Source organism: Cupriavidus sp. GW823-FHT07B10 (assembly GCF_058794355.1).
Map to the genome: position 1 here is coordinate 229,299 of NZ_JBXAGS010000006.1, position 21,286 is coordinate 250,584.

Sequence of the window (21,286 nt, forward strand, 5' to 3'; positions counted from 1 at the left end):
GTGCGGAATACGAACCGTGCAGCGCGATCAGTGCAGCGTGCGCGGCGTGTCGTCGTCCTCATCCTCATCGACGACTTCAACGCCCGAGGCGCCATGGGCGTGGCCGTGCTCGATTTCCTCGGCGGTGGCCTCGCGGACTTCGGAGACCTTCAGCCAGAAGCGCAGCGCCATGCCGGCCAGCGGATGGTTGCCATCCAGCACGACCTTGTCCTCGGCCACGTCGGTCACGGTGTAGATGACGGAGTCCTCTTCGTCGCCATCTTCGGGCATGCCTTCGAACTGCATGCCGACTTCCAGCGGCTCGGGGAAGCGGTTGCGCGGCTCGACCTTCACCATATCGGCGTCATAGTCGCCGAACGCGTCTTCCGGCTCCAGCTGCAACTGGGTCTCGAAGCCCGCGTCATGACCGTCGAGCGCTTCCTCGATCTTGGGGAACGTGCCATCATACCCGCCGTGCAAATAAACCATGGCTTCATCTGACTCCTCGATCAGATTGCCTTGCGCGTCCGACAGCTTGTACATCACGGACACCACAGTATTCTTAGCGATTTTCAATTCTTGACTCCATGAACGATTCCGCATTATACGCGCAGGCCCTGCCCCCTGGCCCCGTCGATCCAGACACTCCGCTCGACCTGCTTGGTGGCATGACGCCTGCTGCATTCATGCGGGATATCTGGCATCGCAAGCCCCTGCTGATTCGACAGGCAGTACCCGGAATCGTGCCGCCTGTGTCGCGCGAGGCTCTTTTCGACCTGGCCGACAGCGATGACGTCGAATCGCGCCTGGTGACGCACTTCCGTAACCGCTGGAAACTCGCGCATGGCCCATTTGCGCGCGAAAACCTGCCCGGCGTCAAGGCCCGCCAGTGGACCCTGCTGGTGCAAGGGGTAAATCTGCATGACGCCGCCGCGGCGGAACTGATGGGCCGCTTCCGTTTCGTGCCGGACGCGCGCCTGGACGACCTGATGATCAGCTACGCCACCGACGGCGGCGGCGTGGGCCCGCATTTCGACTCCTACGACGTGTTCCTGCTGCAAGTCTCGGGCCGGCGCCGCTGGCGCATTTCGTCGCAGACCAGCCTTGAGCTGATCCCGGACATGCCGCTGAAGATCCTCGCCGACTTCAACGCAGAACAGGAATGGGTGCTCGAACCCGGCGACATGCTCTACCTGCCGCCGCAATATGCGCACGATGGCATTGCCGAAGGCGAATGCATGACCTGCTCGATCGGCTTCCGCGCGCCGGCCTACCGCGAGCTGGCCGGGCATTTCCTGGCCTGGCTGTCTGAAACGGTCGAAGACAATGAAGACCTCGGCGGCCGTTATGCCGACGCCGGCGAGCGCGCCGCCACGCGGCCCGCGCAGTTACCCGCCGGCATGGCCAAGGCAGTCGCCGAGCGGCTCAAGGCGTTGCAATGGAATAGCCAGATGGTGTCCGAATTCCTCGGCAGCCATCTGTCAGAACCCAAACCTGGCGTTGAATTTGCAGAGATACCCGACATGCCGTTGCGCCGTTATGCGACACTGGCGGCCCGCCATGGTGTGGTACTGCCATCAGCATCGATTGCGCTTTACGACCGCGCGAATTTCTTCCTCAATGGAGAAGCCTACGAGCCGCCGGCCGAACTGATGCAATGGCTGAAAAAGTTGGCCGATTATCGGCAGCTTAGTAGCGAAGATGTTGCGGCTTGCGCGGACCTACCCGATCTGATGGAAACTTTCCATCACTGGACGCTGGAAGGATGGCTGCAATTGGGCCCGCGGCTGTAATAATACGTAACATTGCGAATCAGTAAATTTCGGCGCTACACAAGCCGGGAAAACGCGGATATAATTGTTGGCTGGCTAGTACTGTGGACCATTGCATTTATCGGGACCCGGGAGGGCCTCTATTTTGCAGTTCAAGAGCGATAATTACCGGTAATTATTCATCGCCTGTTTTCCGTTATTACAAGTTAAAGGACGAACAATGAAGAAGTCTCTCCTGATCGCATCGCTGCTGGCCGCTGTTGCTCTCGCCGCTTGCGGCAAGAAGGAAGAAGCTGCCGCTCCGGCCGCTGACACGGCTGCTCCGGCTGCTGCCGCTCCGGCCGCTGAAGCTTCGGCTCCCGCTGCTGAAGCCCCGGCCGCTCCGGCTGCTGCTGCTCCGGCTGCTGACGCTTCGGCTCCGGCTGCTGACGCTTCGGCTCCGGCTGCCAAGCAGTAATCGGTTCCTGACCGATGAAAAAACCGGCCTTCGGGCCGGTTTTTTTATTTGGGCGCTGCTACCGCACTGCGCCCTGCCGAATCCACGCATCCCTCAGGCGCGCACCGCCTGCCAGTCCAGGCCCTCGTCCTGGTCTGCCACCAGCACCTCGGACGGCAACGCACCCAATGCCATTGCCAGCGCCCCCGTTGCCAGCTCACGCGTATTGTTCTGCTTGCTGAGGTGGGCCGCGACCACGCGGTTCAGGCCGGCATGGGCAACTTGCGCCAGGATACTGGCCGCCACTTCATTGGCCAGGTGGCCGAAGTCCCCGCCGATGCGCCGCTTCAGCGAAGCCGGATAGACCGAATTGCGCAGCATCTCGCGGTCATGGTTGCATTCCAGCACCAGCGCATCCACGCCTGCCAGGCGCGCCGTCACGTAAGGCGTCTCCATGCCTGCATCGGTCAACACACCCAGCCTTGCCTGCCCGTCCGACAAGACGAACTGCAGCGGCTCGCGCGCATCGTGCGGCACGGTGTACGGCAGCACCTGCAGTCCGCCGATGGCAAAGGCATGGTCGGCGCCGCAGACGCGCACGTCGGCCGCATCGGCGCCGCGCAGGTGCGAGGTCGCCAGCCAGGTGCCGTGGCTGGTGTACACCGCCAGGCGGTGGCGGGCGGCAAAGGCGTAGGCCGAGCCGACGTGGTCGCCATGCTCGTGCGTCACCAGCACGGCGTCGAGCTGGTCCGGCGCGACGCCCAGGCGCTCCAGGCGCCGCGCGGTCTCGCGGATGCCGAAGCCGCAGTCGAGCAGCACGCGCGTGGTGGTGGTGTCTTCGCGGGATTCGATCAGCAGCGAGTTGCCCTCGCTGCCACTGCCGAGGAAGGCGAAGCGCATCATGGCCGCGCCCTCCCCGCCAGGCACCGGCCAGGACGGCCGGCTGGCATGCCAGCAGTCATGCGCCGGCTCAGTGCAGTTGCTCGTCGATCAGCGACAGGATGCGCTTGCCGATTTCGCCGTTCTCAGGCTGGCCGGCATCGTTGAGCACCGTCACCAGCGTGCCGCTGCCCGTGCCCTTGAGCGACACGCGATACTTCTTGGCGGTCTTGGAATCTTCCGGCTTGGTGAACAGCTTGGAGAAGAAGCCACGGCTGTCGGCAACGGTGCGCGGGTCGACATAGCGCACGTAGTACAGGCCCTGGCCGCGGTCGCGGTCTTCAACCGTGAAGTTCACGCGGTCCAGCGACAGACCGACCGAGCGCCAGGCGCGGTCGAACGGTTCGGGCAGCTGCAGCGCCGGAGCGCCGTTGACCTGGGACAGGTACGACTTGGCCGGCGCGGCGCCATCGGCACCAGCAGCAGCGCCAGCAGCGGCGGCCGTGCCCGCAGCGGCTGCGGCATTGCCCGCCGCCGCCGGGTTCTTGGCCATGCGGTCGGCCTGTTCCTTCTGCACGCCCAGGCGCTGGGCCAGGCGCGACAGGAATTCGGCTTCCAGCTCAGGATCGGCCGGACGCGGGGTCCAGACCGTGCTCGACTTGTCGATGCCGGTCAGCTGCTCCTGCGCACCGCGGTGGCTGATGAAGACCTCCAGCGTGCCGTTCTGCGAACGCTCGACGCGGGTGCGGAACTTGTCGCGCTCCGAGGTCGAGTACAGGCCGTCGAAGACCTTGCCAATGGTGTTGCGGATGATGTCCTGCGGGATCTTGGCGCGGTTCTCGGCCCAGTCGGTTTCCATGATGCCGGTCTCGGGCGAGTCCTGCACCAGCAGGAAACCGCTTTCCTGCCAGAAGCCGCGCAGCTGCTGCCACAGCTGGTCGCCGCGCATGCCGTTGCTGATCACCAGCCAGCGCTGGTTGCCGTCGCGCTCCATGCGGATACCCTGGGCGGAGGGCAGCACGTTCTCGCTCGGGGACTGCTCGCGCACCTTGGTGGCCTGGCTGTACGTCGACAGCGTCGAGGTGCCGTTCGCATCGGGCACCGAATAGCGGCGATCGCCCTCCAGCTTGGTCAGGTCGGGCGGGATATCCAGCGTAGGCGTGCGCTTCGAGGCCGACGACTTGTAGTCGATCTTGTCCGGCTGCATCGCTTCGTTGATGCTGCTGCAGCCGGTGATCACGCCAGCGGCGAGCACGGGCACAACCAGGGCGGCGCGGCGGACTTGCGTCGCGCCGCGGCGGTTAAGCTTCAGTTTCATTGACACGCAATCCTAGTAGGTGGTGCGACAGCAGGACGCCGCGAAAGATCAGGCCAGCAGGCCGGCGGCGGCCAGTGCCTTGCGTACATAGTCGTGGTTGGCCTCGGACAGAGGGGTCAGCGGCAGGCGGATACCGCCTTCCATCCTGCCCATCTGCTGGAGCGCCCACTTGACCGGGATCGGGTTGGCCTCGATGAACATGGCCTTGTTCAGCCCGATCAGCTCCATGTGCAGGCGGCGCGCGGTGACGACGTCGCCCTTGAGCGCCGCGACGCACATCTCGTGCATCTTGCGCGGTGCCACGTTGGCGGTGACCGAGATATTACCGTGGCCGCCCAGCAGGATCAGCGCAACCGCGGTGGGGTCATCGCCGCTGTAGATGGCAAAGCCTTCCGGCGCGTCCTTGATCAGCTGCGCGGCGCGGTCGATATTGCCCGTCGCTTCCTTGACGCCGACGATGCCCGGCACCTGCGCCAGGCGCAGGATGGTCTCGTTGTTCATGTCCGCGACCGTACGGCCCGGCACGTTGTACAGCAGCACCGGCAGCTCCACCGCTTCGGCGATGGTGCGGAAATGCCGGTACATGCCTTCCTGGGTCGGCTTGTTGTAGTACGGCACGACCTGCAGCGACGCATCGGCGCCCACCTTCTTGGCGAAGGCGGTCAGCTCGATGGCCTCCTTGGTGGAGTTGCCGCCGGTGCCCGCGATGATCGGGATGCGCTTGCCGGCCTGTTCCACGGCAACGCGGATCAGTTCGCAGTGCTCCTCGACGGAAACCGTCGGGGACTCGCCGGTGGTGCCCACGATCACGATGCCGTCGGTGCCTTCGGCCACGTGCCAGTCGACCAGTGCGCGCAGGGCCGGGAAGTCCAGGCTGCCGTCTTCATGCATCGGGGTAACGATGGCGACAATGCTGCCGGTAATCTGTGTCATAACGTTAAGGAATTCGGGATGCGAATAAGGGGATTGTACCGGAACCGCAGGCCGCCTCGACCGCCGCCCGGACAGGGGTTGATACCAACTGTTTCAACGTGTGCAGCGGCATTCTCGCCGACAGCGCCGTGCCTGGCTCAGGCGTCGAGCCGGTAGCGTGCCGGCGCGGGCGCATCGGCGCCGCCAGCCGCCTCGCGCACCGCACATATCCGCTGCACGAAGGCTGTTTTCGGCACTTCGACCAGGCCATCCTCATAGGCGACTACGCGCAGGCCATGCTGGCGCGCCACTTCGAGCAATTCGCCCGGCCGCAGCAGGAAATCCGGCCGCGACGGCTTGCCGACGGTTTCATTGCCCGCGGCAAAGGTTTCATAAATCCACATGCCGCCGGGCGCCAGTGCCGCCGCCAGGTGCGGCCACAGCGGCCGGTGCAGGTAGTTGGTGACGACGATGGCGTCGAACGGCGCCTCGCCGGCCAGCGGCCAGGCGCCCTGCTCCAGGTCGGCCACCCGGCCGGTCACGCCGGCCGGCAGGCCGGCGATGGCCTCGCCGTCGCGGTCGACGGCCAGCACCGTGTAGCCGCGTGCCGCCAGCCAGGCGGCATGGCGGCCGCTGCCGCAGGCCAGGTCCAGCACCCGCGCGCCGGGGCGCAGCAGGCGGGCCCAGCGGGCAACCCAGGGGGATGGCGCCGAAAGCCCGGCATGCGATAGCGTCATGGCGTTCCCCTGCACGTCAATGCAGCAGCATCACGATCGGGCGCAGCATCAGCTCGATCAGCGACATCAGCACATTGACCACCGGCGTCATCCAGATCGTGGTGATCACGCCCGCGGCCACCAGCGCCAGCACCACGAAGATGCCGTACGGCTCGATGCGCGACACCGCGCGGGCAATGCCCTGCGGCAGCAGCGCGGTCAGCACGCGGCCGCCGTCCAGCGGCGGCACCGGGAACAGGTTGAAGGCTGCCACCACCAGGTTGACGCGCACGCCCGCCAGCGCCATCTCGCCGAAAAACGGCTCGCGCACGCCGCCCCAGGTCAGGCCGATGGCCAGCAGCACCCAGACGAAGGCCTGCACCACATTGCTGGCCGGCCCGGCCAGCGCCACCCACATGCCGTGCCAGCGCGGGTTGCGCAGGCGCTCGAACGCCACCGGCACCGGCTTGGCATAGCCGAACACGAACTGGCCGCTGGTCATGATGTAGAGCAGCAGCGGCACCGCGATGGTGCCGATCGGATCGATATGGCGGATCGGGTTCAGGCTGACGCGCCCGAGCGCATAGGCCGTGTCGTCGCCGAAAAGCTTGGCCACGTAGCCATGCGAGGCCTCATGCAGCGTGATGGCGAACAGCACCGGCAGGGCATAGACCGCGAAGGTCTGGATAAGGGAGGAATCCATGGCCCCTATTGTAACGGCCCGGCGCCGCCCAGGCGCACGCTCGTGCACCCGCCAGGCGGGGTGGCAGCGCCCGGGGAAGTCAGAGCCCGAAGCGCCCGACGTCGCCGCGGCCCGCGCGGATCAGCTCGGGCTCGCCGCCGGTCAGGTCGATCACCGTGGTCGGCTGCGCCGGCGCCGGGCCGCCGCACACCACCAGGTCAAGCTGCTTCTCCAGCCGCGCGCGGATTTCCGCCGGGTCGTTGAGCGGCTCTTCGTCGCCCGGCATCTGCAGCGTGGCCGAGATCAGCGGCTCGCCGGTCTCGCCCAGCAGCGCCAGCGGAATCGCGTGTTCAGGCACGCGCACGCCGATGGTCTTGCGCGCCGGGTGCGACAGCCGCCGCGGCACCTCCTTGGTCGCCTCCAGGATGAACACGTACGGGCCCGGCGTGGCGCCCTTGAGCCAGCGGTACTGCCGGTTGTCGACGCGCGCAAAGTTGCCGAGCTCGGACAGGTCGCGGCACATCAGCGTCAGGTGGTGGCGGTCATCGATGCCGCGCAGCCGGCGCAGGCGCTCGACGGCGGCCTTGTCGTCGAGCCGGCAGGCCAGCGCATAGCTGGAATCGGTCGGCAGCGCAATCAGGCCGCCCTTCTGCAGGATCTGGGCGGCCTGCTTGACCAGGCGCGACTGCGGATTGAGCGGATGGATCTCGAAGTACTGTGACATGGACCAGGGTGGCGGATTCGGACAGATCGGAGCGGAATCTGGGGGGTACCCCGGCCAGGCCGGGCTTGCACCTACCAGTCGTGCCAGACCGGCGTCACCGTCGACGGCAGCGGCGGCAGCTTGCCCAGCTCAACGCGCCCTTCGCCAGGGCCGTGGAAGTCCGAGCCACGCGAGGCCAGCAGCCCGTAGTGGCGGGCCACCGCGGCATAGCGGCGGTACTGGTCGGGCGTGTGGCTGCCAGTCACGACCTCGACGGCGCCACCGCCCAGGGCGGTGAATTCATCGAACAGCGCGTCGTGCTGAGTATCGGTGTAATTGTAGCGGCCCGGGTGCGCCATCACGGCGATGCCGCCGGCGGCGCGGATCCAGCCGACTGCGTCGGCCAGGCTGGCCCAGCGGTGGCCGACATAGCCGGGGCGGCCTTCCGACAGGTACTCGCTGAAGACCTCGCCCACGGTGGCGCAACGGCCCTGGTCGACCAGCCAGCGCGCAAAGTGCGTGCGCGAGATCAGGTCCGGGTTGCCCACGTGCTGCAGCGCCCCTTCATAGGCGCCTGTGATGCCCACTTTTGCCAGCGCGTCGGCAATATCGCGCGCGCGGCGCGCGCGGCCCGAGCGGGTATCGGTCAGGCCGTCGATCAGTTCCGGGCAGTGCGGGTCGATCTGCAGGCCGACGATATGCACGGTCTGCCCGGCCCAGGTCACCGAGATCTCCACGCCCGGCACATAGCGCATGCCGAATTCCTCGGCCGCGGCACGCGCCTCGGCCTGCCCGCCCAGTTCGTCGTGGTCGGTCAGGGCCCAGAACGCGACACCCGCGTCGCGGGCGATTTCCGCGATGGCGCGCGGCGCCAGCGTGCCGTCGGACACGGTGGAATGGCAATGCAGGTCGGCATTGATGGCGTGGGCGTTTTGCATGGGGCCATTCTACTCCCGTCGCCCCCTCCATGCGTGACGCGGGCGCCCCCTGGAAAGCCATGCCAAAGCCCTGCCGGCAACGCTGGCGTGGGCGGAAACGGGCGATGTGCGGGGTATAGTCGGGCCTTGCACCGTCTTTTTGCGGGCACCTGGCGTGCCCGCCATGCCCAATGTCCACCGCTACCCCTCTCGCACCAACCCCCGTCACCACCACCGATGTCCTGATCGTGGGCGCCGGCCCGGTCGGGCTCTTTGCCGCGTTCCAGGCCGGCGTGCTCGGCCTCAGATGCGAGCTGATCGATGTGCTCGACCGGGCCGGCGGCCAGTGCACCGAGCTCTATCCCGAAAAACCGATCTACGACATCCCCGCCGTGCCGGGCTGCCTGGCGCAAGACCTGGTCGACCGGTTGCTGGAGCAATGCGCACCGTTCGCTTTCCCGATGCACTTCGGCCAGCGCGCGGAGAGCCTGTCCGAAATCCCGCGGCAGCCGGCACCTGACGGGCATGCCGCCCATGAGCGCCTGCTGGTCACCACTGACGGCGGCAAGCGCTTCGATGTCTCTGCGGTGCTGATCTGCGCCGGCGCGGGCGCGTTTGCGCCGCAGCGTGTATCGCTGCCGGAAGCGCCGGCACTGGAAGGCCGCCACGTGCACTACGCCGTGCGTGATGTGTCGCGCTTTGCCGGCAAGCGCGTGGTGGTGGCCGGCGGCGGCGACTCGGCGCTGGACTGGGCGCTCGCGCTGCGCAAGGTGGCTGCGCGAGTGACTCTGCTGCACCGGCGCGAAGGCTTCCGCGCGGCCGACGGCACCGTCGCGGAAATGCGCGAGGCAGTGGCGGCCGGCGAGATGGATTTCGTGGTCGGCATGCTCGGCGCCCTGCGCACCGAAGGCCAGGACGGCCCGCTGACCGAGGTCGAGGTGCGCACCCGCGACGGCAGCACGGTGCTGCCCGCCGATGAACTGGTGGCGCTGTACGGCCTGGTGTCCGAGCCGGGCCCGATCGCGCAGTGGGACATGGACATGCGCGCCGGCCGCATCCTGGTCGACACCACCACTTATGAAAGCTCGCGCCGCGGCATCTTTGCCGCGGGCGATATCGCCTACTACACCAACAAGCAGAAGCTGATCCTGTCAGGCTTCCACGAGGCCGCGCTGGCGTTGCGCCGCGCCTACCACTACGCCTTCCCGGAAAAGGCGCTGGTGCACGTGCACACCAGCAACAATGCCGCGCTGAAGGAAAAGCTGACGCACGCCTGAGCGGCGGCGCCAGCGCTCACACCGCGCTACAGAACGATTCCACCAGCTCCGCCACCGCCGCGGGCTGGTCGTGATGCAGCATGTGGCCGGCATCATCGACCACGGCTTCACGGAAGTCGCGGAAGGCGCGGAAGCGCTCCTTGAATTCGTCGATGGCCTGCTTGTGGGCGATATTGCGCAGCGTTGCAGAATCGCGCGCTTCCACATGCAGCACTGGCGCGCTGACCTGCTCCCAGATCGCCATCACCTCATCGAGCCGGTACAGCATCGGGTTGACCAGCTTGTGCGCCGGATCTCCCAGGATCTCCCAGCGGCCCTCCGCATTGCGGCGCGACCAGTGCGCGGCCAGGAAGGCGGCACGGTCGTCGGGCAAGCGCGGGTTGGTCTTCTGCAGCCGGGCGGCAACGCCGTCCACGCTGTCATACGTCTTCAGCGCCGAGCCGGTGCGCAGTTCGTCGAGCCAGCGCGCATAGCGCTTCGGCGCATGCACCGGCCGCGTCGCCGTCATACCGAAGCCCTCCAGGTCCACCACGCGGCGCACGCGCTGCGGGCGGATGCCGGCATACAGGCAGATCACGTTGGCGCCCATGCTGTGGCCGACCAGGTCGACCTGGCCGTCGGGCTCATAGTGGTCGAGCAAGGCCTCCAGGTCGGCGATATAGTCGGCGAACCAGTACGACTGCGTGCCCGGGTAGCGCGTGGGCCAGTCGCTCTCGCCAAACCCGCGCCAGTCCGGCGCAATCACATGCCAGTCGCCGCGCAGGTGGTCGACCAGGAACTGGAACGACGCGGACACATCCATCCAGCCATGCAGCATGAACAGCTTGCGCGCGCCGGGCTGGCCCCAGTGGCGCACGTGGTAGCGCAGTCCGCGCAACGTGATAAATTCAGACCGCGAGGTTTCCTTGATTGTCATTGTCTCCACCCTTGCGCGCGGGTCTTCCTGCCGCCGGGCGCGGCGCCACGGGGGCTGGCGAGGGAGCCCACGCAAAATAGAACGATCGTTCGCTTGCGCGCATTATAGCGGCCGCCGCCATTCCGGGGGCCCCGTGGCCGCGCGAGCCGGACCTACCGGAGACCTTGGATGGCCGCAGCTGCCTTGCCGGCAAGCCGGCGCGACGACTATCGCGCCCTGTATGAATCCTTCCGCTGGGAAATCCCCCCGCATTTCAATATCGCCGAGGCCTGCTGCGGGCGCTGGGCGCGCGACCCGGCCACGATGGACCGCATCGCGGTCTATACCGAGCATGAGGACGGCCGCCGCAACGCGCATACCTTTGCCCATATCCAGGCCGAAGCCAACCGCCTGTCGGCGGCGCTGCGCGCACTGGGCGTGGCGCGCGGCGACCGCGTGGCAATCGTGATGCCGCAGCGGATCGAGACCGTGATCGCGCATATGGCGATCTACCAGCTCGGCGCCATCGCCATGCCGCTGTCGATGCTGTTCGGGCCCGAGGCGCTGGCCTACCGTATCGCACACAGCGAAGCCAATGTGGCGATCGCGGACGAGACTTCCATCGACAATGTGCTGGCCGCGCGCCCGGAATGCCCGACGCTGGCCACCGTGATTGCCGCCGGCGGCGCGCATGGCCGCGGCGACCACGACTGGGACGTGCTGCTGGCCGCGCAGCTGCCGACTTTTGTCGCCGAGCAGACCAAGGCCGACGAGGCCGCGGTGCTGATCTACACCAGCGGCACCACCGGCCCGCCCAAGGGCGCGCTGATCCCGCACCGCGCGCTGATCGGCAACCTGACCGGCTTTGTCTGCTCGCAGAACTGGTATCCGCAGGACGACGACGTGTTCTGGAGCCCGGCCGACTGGGCCTGGACCGGCGGCCTGTGGGATGCGCTGATGCCGGCGCTGTATTTCGGCAAGCCCATCGTCGGCTACCAGGGCCGCTTCTCCGCCGAGCGCGCCTTCGAGCTGCTGGAGCGCTACGCCGTCACCAACACCTTCCTGTTCCCGACCGCGCTCAAGCAGATGATGAAGGCCTGCCCCGAGCCGCGGCAGCGCTACGACATCAGGCTGCGTGCGCTGATGAGCGCCGGCGAGGCCGTGGGCGAGACCGTGTTCGGCTGGTGCCGCGATGCGCTGGGCGTGATCGTCAACGAGATGTTCGGCCAGACCGAGATCAACTACATCGTCGGCAACTGCACCGCGCAGAACGACGACAAGCAGCTGGGCTGGCCGGCACGGCCGGGCTCGATGGGGCGTCCCTATCCGGGCCACCGCGTGCAGGTGATCGACGACGAAGGCCAGCCCTGCGCGCCGGGCGAGGACGGCGAGGTCGCGGTATGCGCCACCGACAGCGCCGGGCATCCGGACCCGGTGTTCTTCCTCGGCTACTGGAAGAACGAAGCCGCCACCGCGGGCAAGTACGCCGAGCGCAACGGCCTGCGCTGGTGCCGCACCGGCGACCTGGCGCGCGTCGATGCCGATGGCTACCTGTGGTACCAGGGGCGTGCCGACGATGTGTTCAAGTCCTCGGGCTACCGCATCGGGCCGAGCGAGATCGAGAACTGCCTGCTCAAGCATCCGGCGGTGTCCAACTGCGCCGTGGTGCCCTCGCCCGACCCCGAGCGCGGCGCCGTGGTCAAGGCCTTCGTGGTGCTGACACCGTCGGTGGCGCGCTCGTTCGACGGCGACGCGGCGCTGGTCACGGAGCTGCAGGCGCATGTGCGCGGCCAGCTGGCGCCGTATGAATACCCGAAGGCGATCGAATTCATCGACCAGCTGCCGATGACCACCACCGGCAAGATCCAGCGGCGCGTGCTGCGCTTGCTGGAGGAAGCGCGCGCGGGCAAGCGCGCCTAGGCAGGAAAGACCCGCTCGCAGAGGAAATCGACCAGCGCCCTCACCTTGGGCGAGGGATGCCTGCTCGCCGGCCAGAGCACGTGAAAGGCCTTGGCTGGCCCCACATGGCCAGCCAGTACCTGGCACAGGCTGCCATCGGCGAGCTGCTCGCGGATGGCGAAATCCGGCAGGCAGGCAATGCCCAGGCCGCGCAGCGCAAAACACAGGCGCGTCTCGATGTTGTTGCAGATCATCGATGTCGGCAGCGCCAGCTCGGGCTCGCCCGGCGCGCGCCGCAGCGGCCAGGCCTCGAGCTTGCCGGTATGCGGGAAACGGTAATGCAGGCAGGCATGGCCGGTCAGGTCGGCAGGCAGCTTCGGCGTGCCACGCTGCGCGAGGTAGTCGGGCGATGCCACCAGCATCGCCTGGAACGCACCCAGCCTGCGTGCCGACAGGCGCGAGTCGGCGGGCTCGCCGGTGCGGACCACCGCATCGAAGCCCTCCTCGATGACATCGACCAGCTGGTCGGTGAAATCCAGGTCCAGCTCGATGTCCGGATACGCGCGCATGAAGTCGCCCAGCACGGGCAAGACCAGTGAACTGACCAGCGGCAGGCTCACCCGCAGGCGGCCGCGCGGTGCCGCGGTGGCTTCGGCCAGCTCCAGCTCCGCCGCTTCGATCTCGGCGAGCACGCGGCGGCTGCGCTCCAGGAACAGCGTGCCTTCGGCGGTCAGCGTCACGCTGCGCGTGCTGCGGTGGAACAGCCGTACGCCGAGCCTTTCTTCCAGCCGCGCCACGCTCTTGCCGACGGCGGAGGCCGACACCCCAAGCAAGCGCCCCGCCGCGACAAAACTGCGGGTCTCGGCCACCTGCACAAACACTGCGAAGCCACTGAGGCTGTCCATGATGCCCCCGATTGCGGACACAAAGTTCCGGAGAAAAAGGAACTGTAGCCCACTTTTTCTTTAATGGCCGGGTCCTTATCGTGAGCGGGTCGTTCATTGAACAAGGATTCGCTGTGTCCCTCCCCACGATTGCACCGCCCCCGGGCGTGTCCCCTGCATTCCCCGCGCCCGTGAGTGCGCGCATCGACGCCGTGGTCCGGCAGGCGCTGGAGCAACGGCGACTGGTCGGCGCCGTCGTGCTGGTCAGCCGTGACGGCGAACTGGTCCACCGGCAGGCGGCAGGCCTGGCCGATCGGGAAAGCGGACAGCCGATGCGCATGGATGCGGTCTTCCGGCTGGCTTCGGTAAGCAAGCCGATCGTCTCCGTGGCGGCACTGGTGCTGGTCGCACAAGGCCGGCTCGAGCTTGACCAGGGTATCGACCGCTGGCTGCCTGAATTCCGCCCGTGCCTGGCCGATGGCCGACCGGCACGTATCACGGCGCGGCAACTGCTCAGCCATACCGCGGGGCTGGGCTATCGCTTCTTCGAGTCCGGCGAAGACGGACCCTATGCCCGCGCCGGCGTCTCCGACGGCATGGACGACGCCACCATCAGCCTGGCGGAGAACCTGCGGCGCATCGCCAGCGTGCCCTTGCTGTACGAACCGGGTACCGCGTGGGGCTACTCGCTCGCGACCGACGTGCTGGGCGCGCTGATCGAGCGCGTCCATGGCACGCCGCTGGACACCGCAGTGCGGCAGCTGGTGACCGGCCCGCTGGGCATGGCCGACACCGGCTTCGTGGCACACGACGTGCACCGCGTGCCGACCCCGTACGTGAACGACAGCCCGCACCCGCACCGCCTGCGCGAAGGCGAAACCGTGCCCGTGCTCGAAGGCACGGTTGGCATTCCCTACAGTCCCGCACGCATCTTCAATGCGCGGGCCTTCCCCTCCGGCGGGGCGGGCATGGCGGGCACGGCGCAAGACTTCCTGTGCCTGCTGGAGAGCTTGCGCCAGGGCGGCGGCGCGTTGCTGCCATCCGCCCTGGTCGAGGACATGGCGCTCGACCAGACCGGCGGCCTGGACCTGCCCGATGCGCCGGGAACCGGCTTCGGGCTGGGCTTCTCGGTGCTGCGCGATCCGCGCCGGGCGGGCTCGCCGGAAGCCACCGGCACCTGGCGCTGGGGCGGGGCCTACGGCCACGCCTGGTTCGTCGACCGCAGCCAGGGGCTGAGCGTGGTGGCGTTCACCAACACGCTGTACGAGGGCATGTCCGGCCGCTTTGTCACCGACCTGCGCGACGCGGTCTACGGTGTCGCCCCCACAGCCGCGTAACCATCCAGGCAACACATCAGTCCTTATCCAGGCGCCAACATGACCACAGCCACCAACACGCTTGCGAACGATGCACAGCCGGACACGCGGCCTGCGCGGCTACCGCTTCCGGCACTGCTTGCGCTTGCCGTCGCAGGCTTCATCACCGTCCTGACCGAGGCCTTGCCGGCAGGGCTGCTGCCGCAGATCGGCGCGGGCCTTGCCATCTCCGAGCCGCTTGCCGGCCAGCTCGTCACCATCTACGCCTTCGGTTCACTGGTGGCCGCCATGCCGCTGACGGCGGCCACGCAGGGGCTGCGGCGGCGGCCGCTGCTGCTGCTTGCCATCGCGGGCTTTGCCGTCGCCAACGCCGTGACGGGCTGGTCCGGCAGCTATGTCCTGACGATGGCGGCGCGCTTCGTTGCGGGGGTCTCGGCCGGCCTGCTGTGGGCGCTGCTGGCTGGCTATGCCGCGCGCATGGTTCCCGATCACCTCAAGGGTCGTGCCATTGCTGTCGCGATGGTTGGCATCCCCCTGGCCTTGTCGCTGGGCGTGCCATCCGGGACCTTCCTCGGTGCGTTCATGGGCTGGCGCGCGTGCTTCGGCATCATCAGCGTGCTGACGCTGGGACTGATTGCCTGGGTGCTGGCGAGCGTGCCGGATTTTGCCGGCCAGCCCGCCGGCCAGCGGCTGCCGATCGCGCGCGTGTTCACCGTGCCGGGCGTGCGTCCGGTGCTGTTCGTGACGCTCGCCTTCGTGCTGGCGCACAACATCCTCTACACTTATATCGCGCCGTTCCTGCGAGCCGGCAACGCCGGGGCACGGCTTGACCTGGTCCTGTTCGTGTTCGGCGTGGCCTCGCTCGCCGGCATCTGGATCACCGGCGTGCTGATCGACCAGTGGCTGCGGGCGCTGACGCTGGCCAGCACGCTGCTGTTCGGGCTTGCGGTGCTGGCGCTTGGGGCCGGGGGCGGGCACCCGGCCGTGGTCTATGCCGCGGCCGCGATCTGGGGCCTGGGCTTCGGCGGCGTCTCAACGCTGTTCCAGACGGCGCTGGCGAAGACCGCCGGCAAATCCGCGGACGTGGCCCAGTCGATGCTGGTCACGGCCTGGAACATTGCCATCGCCGGCGGCGGCGTCATCGGCGGGCTGCTGCTCGATGGCTTCGGGATCGGCGCATTCCCGCCCGTGCTGGCTGCGCTGCTCGCCGCAACCTGGCTGGCGGTCTGGTCGGCGCGCAAGCATGGCTTTCCGCCGCGCGGCTGAGGAACTGGGCGGCAGCACTAACCGGCCGATGCCTCCAGCCAGGCCAGTTCCTCTTCATCGAAGCCCGCAGCGCGCCGCGCATCGAGATTGAACGGCCCGCGCAGCTTCGGCGCGCGGTACTGCCCGGCCAGCTGCGCGTAGGTGGCAACGGGGTCCAGGCCGCGCTGCGCGCACAGCCAGCGGTACCAGTGGTTGCCGATGGCGACGTGGCCGACCTCGTCGCGCAGGATGATGTCGATGATGGCCGCGGCGGCGTGGTCGCCGGCGCCGGCCAGCCTGGCGCGCACCGGCGGCGACGCATCGAGCCCGCGCGCCTCTAGCGTGCGCGGCACCAGCGCCATGCGCGCAAGCACGTCGCCGGCGGTCTTGTCGGTCATCTCCCACAGGCTGTTGTGGGCAGGGAAGTCGCCGTAGGCCGCGCCCAGCGTGCCAAGGTGGTCGGCCAGCAGCGAGAAGTGGTACGCCTCTTCATCGGCCACGCGCAGCCAGTCGCGGTAGTAGCCGGGCGGCATGCCGGCGAAGCGCCAGGCCGCGTCCAGTGCCAGGTTGATGGCATTGAACTCGATATGGCACAGCGCATGGATCATCGCCGCGCGCCCGGCCGGGGTATGCAGCGAGCGGCGCCGCTCGACGTCCTGCGGCGCCACCAGCGGCGGCCGCGCGGGGCGGCCGGGGATGGCCTGGCCGGCATCGGCCTGGATCGCCTCGCCGGCGGCAAGCGCCTCGTCCGGCAATGTCGTCACATGGCGGTAAAGTGCCCGCGCCGCCACGGACTTTTCCCGAGGATCCGTCATGCACAACACCGCCAGCGCCTGGTGGCGCGGCGAAAGTGACGGTTCAGGCAAGGCGGCGGCGGGTGTTTTTTCTGGCATGAGCGTAAAATCCGGGTCTGCCGCCATTGTAGGGCCTGGCCGGTGCCCGACTGCCGGGCAAGCCGCGCAGTCGCCGTGGCGCCGCGCGCCCGCACTCCACCCTGGCCCTTTAAAGTCCGGCGGCAACCCCCACTTCAACAAAAGCCTTTCGTGCAGGAGACCTCATGGCGCTTTACCAGCTCGGCGACGTCAAGCCCAATATCGACAGCGATGCCTACGTGGCCCCCGAAGCCACCGTCATCGGCAACGTGACCCTCAAGTCCCGCGCCAGCGCCTGGCCCGGTGTCGTGATCCGCGGCGACAACGAACCGATCGTGGTGGGCGAGGACACCAACATCCAGGAAGGCTCGGTGCTGCATACCGACCCGGGCTGCCCGCTGACCCTGGGCGACAAGGTCTCGATCGGCCACCAGGCCATGCTGCATGGCTGCACCGTGGGCGAAGGCTCGCTCATCGGGATCCAGGCCGTGGTGCTGAACCGCGCCGTGATCGGCAAGGAATGCCTGGTCGGCGCCGGTGCCGTGGTGACCGAGGGCAAGGTCTTCCCGGACCGCTCGCTGATCCTGGGCGCGCCGGCCAAGGTGGTGCGCCAGCTGACCGACGCCGACGTCGCCAACCTGTACCGCAACGCCGAGACCTACGCCACCCGGCAGGCCATGTACAAGCAACAGCTCAAGCGGATCGGCTGACGACCGCGGCGGCACTTACCGAATCATCGACAGATTATTGTGACCGATACCACCACCCCCGACACCCTGCAGAAATTCCTGTTCGACGCGGCTCCCGTGCGCGGCGAGCTGGTGCGCATGGAAGCCACCTGGCAAGAAGTGCTGGGCCGCCACAGCTACCCCGCACCGGTGCGCCGGCTGCTGGGCGAGATGATGGCCGCCGCGGCGCTGCTGTCGGCCAACCTGAAGTTCAACGGGGCGCTGGTGATGCAGCTGCACGGCGACGGCCCGGTGCGCATGCTGGTGGTGGAATGCCTGTCCGACCTGTCGATGCGCGCCACCGCCAAGCTGGCCGAGGGCGCGCACATCGCCGACGATGCCACGCTGGCGCAGATGGTCAACGCCCACGGCCACGGCCGCTTTGCCATCACGCTGGACCCGAAGGACAAGCTGCCGGGCCAGCAGGCGTACCAGGGCATCGTGCCGCTGGCCGACGCGCATGGCCCGCTGGGCTCGATCAGCGCCGTGCTCGAGCACTACATGCAGGCGTCCGAGCAGCTCGACACGCGCCTGTGGCTGGCGGCGGACGACCACGTCGCCGCCGGCATGCTGCTGCAGAAGCTGCCGGCCTACGGCGGCACCGCGGAAGTCGGCGAGACCGGCGCGCCGCTGGCCAGCCATGCCCGCGCGCAGGACCTGGACACCTGGGACCGCGCCGTGCAGCTGGGCGCCACGCTCAAGGCCGACGAACTGCTGGCCGAGACCCCCGACACCCTGCTGCGCCGCCTGTTCTGGGAAGACCTGCAGGCCGCCGGCCTGCGCGTGTTTGAGCCGCTGACGCCGCATTTCCATTGCTCCTGCTCGCGCCCCAAGGTGGCCGGCATGCTGCAGTCGCTGGGCCAGGAAGAGATCGAAGGCATCATCGCCGAGCGCGGCCAGGTCGAGATCCACTGCGACTTCTGCGGCCTGCGCTATGAGTTTGATCCGGTCGACTGCGCCCAGCTGTTCTCGGCCACCCATATCGCCACCGGCGCCGGTGCCGGCGCGCACCAGCACCACTGAGCGGCAGGCGCGGGGCGGCACGGCGGAAACAACCGCCTTGCCGTCCTGTCCAACGGCTGTACGATGGCAGCATCCAGCTGCCCCAAGCAAGCCTGAGTACAGCCATGTCCGCCCGAGCCACCCCCTCCCTGCCTGAATCTCCCGCCATCGTGCCGGCCGTGCTGCGCTGCCTTGCCGCCTGCGCCGCGACCGGCGCACTGCTGCTGGCCGCAGGCTGCGCAGAGCTGCCGCGCGACGTCAACGGCTCGCCGCCCACGGCGCGGCTGGCGCCCAACGCCATCCCGCCAGCGCCGCTGACCGCCGACGACAAGCAGAAGCTCGACACGCTGAACCAGCAGATACTGCGCGAGCAGGCCGCCGCGATCGCGCTCGACCAGCAGGCCGCGGCCGCGCGCGCGGCTTATGGCTATCCGAACACCAGCTGGAACCTGTATTACGGGGGATGGGGTGGTGGCCACTGGGGCGGCGGCGTCAGCGTCGGCATGCCCGGCTGGGGCTGGGGCGGTTATCCGTACGGCTGGTGGTGACAGGCAGGCGGCGGGCTGGATGCAAGCCCACCGACAGCGAGAGGCAAGGCGCCCCTTAGTGGCCGCCTCTTCCGGCGACCGAATTCGCCGGCGGCGGCAACGGCGGCGTCGCGCTGACCTTGGGCGCCGGCGCGACAAACTGCACGAAGACCTCGCCTTCCCTCACCATGCCCAACTCATAGCGGGCACGTTCCTCGATCGCGCCGGTGCCGTCCTGCAGGTCGGCGACTTCCCCTTCCAGCTTGGCGTTGCGCAGCTTGAGCGTCTGGTTGCGGGTGCCCTGCTCGGTCAGTTGCCGGTTCAGGTCCCACACGCGCAGCCAGCCGCCCTTGCCCAGCCAGAGCGGGTACTGGATGGCAAGCAGCAGCACAAACAACAGCAGCGAGATCAGGCGCATGAAAGATGGCGGACAGGAAATTCCGCACAATGATCTGCGAACTCAGCCCGGAAGGCAATTGCCAGGCAGATTTCGATACAAAAACGGCGGCGGCCAGGGAATCCCGGCCGCCGCCATTCCATCCGCTTGCTGCCGCTCCCGCGCAAGCGGGAACGGCAGGGCAAGGTGTCAGCGCAGGTTGTAGAACGCGCCCTTGCCCGGGTAGCTGGCGATATCGCCGAGGTCTTCCTCGATGCGCAGCAGCTGGTTGTACTTGGCCATGCGGTCCGAGCGCGACAGCGAGCCGGTCTTGATCTGGCCGGCGTTGGTGCCCACGGCGATATCGGCAATGGTGCTGTCTTCGGTTTCGCCCGAGCGGTGCGAGATCACGGCGGTGTAGCCGGCGCGCTTGGCCATCTCGATGGCGGCGAAGGTTTCGGTCAGCGTGCCGATCTGGTTGATCTTGATCAGGATCGAGTTGCCGATGCCCTTCTCGATGCCTTCCTTCAGGATCTTGGTGTTGGTGACGAACAGGTCGTCGCCCACCAGCTGCACGCGCGTGCCCAGCTTCTCGGTCAGCGTCTTCCAGCCGTCCCAGTCGCCTTCGGCCATGCCGTCCTCGATCGACACGATCGGGAACTTGTCGCACAGGTTGGCCAGGTAGTCGGCGAACTGGGTCGACGACAGCTTCAGGCCTTCGCCTTCCAGCTGGTACACGCCTTCGCCTTCGTGGTAGAACTCGCTGGCGGCGCAGTCCAGCGCCAGCAGCACGTCTTCACCGGCACGGTAGCCGGCCTTCTCGATGGCCTGCACCACAGTGTTCAGGCATTCCTCGTTGGACGAGAAGTTGGGGGCGAAGCCGCCCTCGTCGCCGACCGCGGTGGACATGCCCTTGTCGGCCAGGATCTTCTTCAGCGCGTGGAAGATCTCGGCGCCGCAGCGCAGGGCTTCGCGGAAGCTGGTCTGCGACACCGGCATGATCATGAATTCCTGGATGTCCAGGCTGTTGTTGGCGTGCGCGCCGCCGTTGACGATGTTCATCATCGGCACCGGCAGCTGCATCGCGCCCGAACCGCCGAAGTAGCGGTACAGCGGCAGGCCGGCTTCTTCAGCGGCGGCCTTGGCAACGGCCATCGACACCGCCAGCATGGCGTTGGCGCCCAGCCGGCCCTTGTTCTCGGTGCCGTCGAGGTCGATCAGGGTGCGGTCCAGGAAGGCCTGCTCGGAGGCATCCAGGCCCATGATGGCTTCGGAGATTTCAGTGTTGATGTGCTCGACGGCCTTCAGCACGCCCTTGCCCAGGTAACGCGACTTGTCGCCGTCACGCAGTTCGATGGCTTCGCGCGAACCGGTCGAGGCGCCCGACGGCACTGCCGCACGGCCCATCACGCCGGATTCCAGCAGCACGTCGCATTCGACGGTGGGGTTGCCGCGCGAGTCGAGAACCTCGCGACCGATGATATCTACGATTGCACTCATGAATTCCTCTCTGACTGTTGATTCTTGCTGCTGCTGATTACTTCAACCTGTGCCCGTGTCAGGCGCATGTCAAACTGCCCGACAACCCTCAGGCAGCGCCTTCCACCACGATCATGTTCATCTTTGCCGCGTGCTCGCGCGCCTTGCGGGCGGCGCGATAGGCTTCGCCGTCATGGAACGACCTGGCGGCTTCATAGCTGGGGAATTTCAGCACCACGACGCGGGTCGGCGCCCACTCGCCCTCCAGCGGCTCGGTCTTGCCGCCGCGCACCAGCACCTCGGCGCCATGGACCTGCATGGCCTTGCTCGAGAGCACTTTGTATTCTTCGTACTGCTGGGGGTCGGTCACGTCGACGTAGGCGATGATATAGCCCGCGGCCATGGAGAATCTCCCGATTTTTTGTATTGTCTTTCGATATGGTTTGTCACCACCGGCATTGCGGTGGTGACA

The 21,286-nt window shown here is 67.7% G+C and carries 23 protein-coding genes; 9 read left to right on the top strand and 14 right to left on the bottom strand.

Annotated elements, in window-relative coordinates; translation table 11 throughout:
- Positions 1-27: 27 nt before the first annotated feature.
- Positions 28-555 (bottom strand): FKBP-type peptidyl-prolyl cis-trans isomerase, encoded by a 528-nt coding sequence (locus AC1Q6V_RS15575; protein WP_026201125.1) that lies wholly within the window; start codon positions 553-555, stop codon positions 28-30.
- Positions 556-566: 11 nt separating this feature from the next.
- Here AC1Q6V_RS15575 and AC1Q6V_RS15580 point away from each other — a divergent pair, with 11 nt between their 5' ends.
- Together AC1Q6V_RS15580 and AC1Q6V_RS15585 are read left to right on the top strand one after the other, a co-directional pair.
- Positions 567-1,772, top strand: a complete 1,206-nt coding sequence (locus AC1Q6V_RS15580; RefSeq protein ID WP_174549450.1) for a cupin domain-containing protein — start codon at positions 567-569, stop codon at positions 1,770-1,772.
- 199 nt (positions 1,773-1,971) lie between these two features.
- Complete coding sequence (locus AC1Q6V_RS15585) at positions 1,972-2,208, top strand: hypothetical protein (protein ID WP_037024358.1); 237 nt, start codon at positions 1,972-1,974, stop codon at positions 2,206-2,208.
- Positions 2,209-2,301: 93 nt separating this feature from the next.
- Here the strand turns inward: AC1Q6V_RS15585 and AC1Q6V_RS15590 are convergent, their stop codons facing one another.
- The 7 genes from AC1Q6V_RS15590 to AC1Q6V_RS15620 all read right to left on the bottom strand — a co-directional run bounded on the left by AC1Q6V_RS15590 (position 2,302) and on the right by AC1Q6V_RS15620 (position 8,335).
- The gene (locus AC1Q6V_RS15590; protein WP_010808978.1) at positions 2,302-3,090 is read right to left on the bottom strand and encodes an MBL fold metallo-hydrolase; all 789 of its coding nucleotides are present in this window, start codon (positions 3,088-3,090) and stop codon (positions 2,302-2,304) included.
- 67 nt (positions 3,091-3,157) lie between these two features.
- Positions 3,158-4,384: an NlpB/DapX family lipoprotein gene (gene bamC / locus AC1Q6V_RS15595; RefSeq protein ID WP_010808979.1), complete on the bottom strand. Its 1,227-nt coding sequence runs from the start codon at positions 4,382-4,384 to the stop codon at positions 3,158-3,160.
- Positions 4,385-4,432: 48 nt separating this feature from the next.
- On the bottom strand, positions 4,433-5,317 hold the full coding sequence (gene dapA / locus AC1Q6V_RS15600) for a 4-hydroxy-tetrahydrodipicolinate synthase (protein ID WP_010808980.1): 885 nt from the start codon (positions 5,315-5,317) through the stop codon (positions 4,433-4,435).
- Between the two features lie 137 nt (positions 5,318-5,454).
- A complete protein-coding gene (locus AC1Q6V_RS15605) occupies positions 5,455-6,033 on the bottom strand; it encodes a class I SAM-dependent methyltransferase (protein ID WP_011614930.1) in 579 nt (192 codons plus the stop codon).
- Between the two features lie 16 nt (positions 6,034-6,049).
- Positions 6,050-6,715, bottom strand: a complete 666-nt coding sequence (locus AC1Q6V_RS15610) for a site-2 protease family protein (protein ID WP_010808982.1) — start codon at positions 6,713-6,715, stop codon at positions 6,050-6,052.
- Between the two features lie 79 nt (positions 6,716-6,794).
- Positions 6,795-7,418 (bottom strand): L-threonylcarbamoyladenylate synthase, encoded by a 624-nt coding sequence (locus AC1Q6V_RS15615; RefSeq protein WP_010808983.1) that lies wholly within the window; start codon positions 7,416-7,418, stop codon positions 6,795-6,797.
- Positions 7,419-7,489: 71 nt separating this feature from the next.
- A complete protein-coding gene (locus AC1Q6V_RS15620; RefSeq protein ID WP_058696905.1) occupies positions 7,490-8,335 on the bottom strand; it encodes a 3',5'-nucleoside bisphosphate phosphatase in 846 nt (281 codons plus the stop codon).
- A gap of 170 nt (positions 8,336-8,505) precedes the next feature.
- On the opposite strand from AC1Q6V_RS15620, the gene AC1Q6V_RS15625 reads away from it, so the two are divergent.
- Positions 8,506-9,591 (top strand): NAD(P)/FAD-dependent oxidoreductase, encoded by a 1,086-nt coding sequence (locus AC1Q6V_RS15625; protein WP_010808985.1) that lies wholly within the window; start codon positions 8,506-8,508, stop codon positions 9,589-9,591.
- 16 nt (positions 9,592-9,607) lie between these two features.
- Here AC1Q6V_RS15625 and AC1Q6V_RS15630 read toward each other — a convergent pair whose 3' ends face one another.
- Positions 9,608-10,507, bottom strand: a complete 900-nt coding sequence (locus tag AC1Q6V_RS15630; protein WP_058696906.1) for an alpha/beta fold hydrolase — start codon at positions 10,505-10,507, stop codon at positions 9,608-9,610.
- 168 nt (positions 10,508-10,675) lie between these two features.
- Between AC1Q6V_RS15630 and AC1Q6V_RS15635 the strand changes: the two genes are divergently transcribed.
- On the top strand, positions 10,676-12,406 hold the full coding sequence (locus tag AC1Q6V_RS15635; protein ID WP_454750158.1) for an acetate--CoA ligase: 1,731 nt from the start codon (positions 10,676-10,678) through the stop codon (positions 12,404-12,406).
- On the opposite strand, the gene AC1Q6V_RS15640 is transcribed toward AC1Q6V_RS15635, so the two are convergent.
- Entirely contained in the window at positions 12,403-13,290 is an 888-nt protein-coding gene (locus AC1Q6V_RS15640) for a LysR family transcriptional regulator (protein WP_011614926.1), read from the bottom strand. The genes AC1Q6V_RS15635 and AC1Q6V_RS15640 overlap by 4 nt on opposite strands.
- A 113-nt stretch (positions 13,291-13,403) precedes the next feature.
- Between AC1Q6V_RS15640 and AC1Q6V_RS15645 the strand changes: the two genes are divergently transcribed.
- On the top strand, positions 13,404-14,606 hold the full coding sequence (locus AC1Q6V_RS15645; RefSeq protein ID WP_454750159.1) for a serine hydrolase domain-containing protein: 1,203 nt from the start codon (positions 13,404-13,406) through the stop codon (positions 14,604-14,606).
- 39 nt (positions 14,607-14,645) lie between these two features.
- Positions 14,646-15,851 (top strand): MFS transporter, encoded by a 1,206-nt coding sequence (locus AC1Q6V_RS15650; protein ID WP_454750160.1) that lies wholly within the window; start codon positions 14,646-14,648, stop codon positions 15,849-15,851.
- A 17-nt stretch (positions 15,852-15,868) separates the two neighbouring features.
- Here the strand turns inward: AC1Q6V_RS15650 and AC1Q6V_RS15655 are convergent, their stop codons facing one another.
- Positions 15,869-16,750 carry a ferritin-like domain-containing protein gene (locus tag AC1Q6V_RS15655; protein WP_081050162.1) on the bottom strand — a complete coding sequence of 294 codons (882 nt, stop codon included), beginning with the start codon at positions 16,748-16,750 and terminating at the stop codon, positions 15,869-15,871.
- 137 nt (positions 16,751-16,887) lie between these two features.
- On the opposite strand from AC1Q6V_RS15655, the gene AC1Q6V_RS15660 reads away from it, so the two are divergent.
- From AC1Q6V_RS15660 to AC1Q6V_RS15670, 3 genes are all read left to right on the top strand, one after another.
- Complete coding sequence (locus tag AC1Q6V_RS15660) at positions 16,888-17,412, top strand: gamma carbonic anhydrase family protein (RefSeq protein ID WP_010808992.1); 525 nt, start codon at positions 16,888-16,890, stop codon at positions 17,410-17,412.
- Positions 17,413-17,451: 39 nt separating this feature from the next.
- Positions 17,452-18,453 carry an Hsp33 family molecular chaperone HslO gene (gene hslO / locus AC1Q6V_RS15665; RefSeq protein ID WP_011614922.1) on the top strand — a complete coding sequence of 334 codons (1,002 nt, stop codon included), beginning with the start codon at positions 17,452-17,454 and terminating at the stop codon, positions 18,451-18,453.
- Positions 18,454-18,557: 104 nt separating this feature from the next.
- Positions 18,558-18,980: a hypothetical protein gene (locus tag AC1Q6V_RS15670; RefSeq protein ID WP_011614921.1), complete on the top strand. Its 423-nt coding sequence runs from the start codon at positions 18,558-18,560 to the stop codon at positions 18,978-18,980.
- 55 nt (positions 18,981-19,035) lie between these two features.
- Here AC1Q6V_RS15670 and ftsB read toward each other — a convergent pair whose 3' ends face one another.
- The 3 genes from ftsB to AC1Q6V_RS15685 all read right to left on the bottom strand — a co-directional run bounded on the left by ftsB (position 19,036) and on the right by AC1Q6V_RS15685 (position 21,217).
- Positions 19,036-19,377, bottom strand: coding sequence for a cell division protein FtsB (gene ftsB / locus AC1Q6V_RS15675; RefSeq protein ID WP_010808995.1), 342 nt, complete (start codon positions 19,375-19,377; stop codon positions 19,036-19,038).
- Between the two features lie 168 nt (positions 19,378-19,545).
- Positions 19,546-20,835 carry a phosphopyruvate hydratase gene (gene eno / locus AC1Q6V_RS15680; RefSeq protein ID WP_010808996.1) on the bottom strand — a complete coding sequence of 430 codons (1,290 nt, stop codon included), beginning with the start codon at positions 20,833-20,835 and terminating at the stop codon, positions 19,546-19,548.
- 88 nt (positions 20,836-20,923) lie between these two features.
- Positions 20,924-21,217, bottom strand: coding sequence for a DUF1330 domain-containing protein (locus tag AC1Q6V_RS15685; RefSeq protein WP_058696912.1), 294 nt, complete (start codon positions 21,215-21,217; stop codon positions 20,924-20,926).
- Positions 21,218-21,286: the final 69 nt, after the last annotated feature.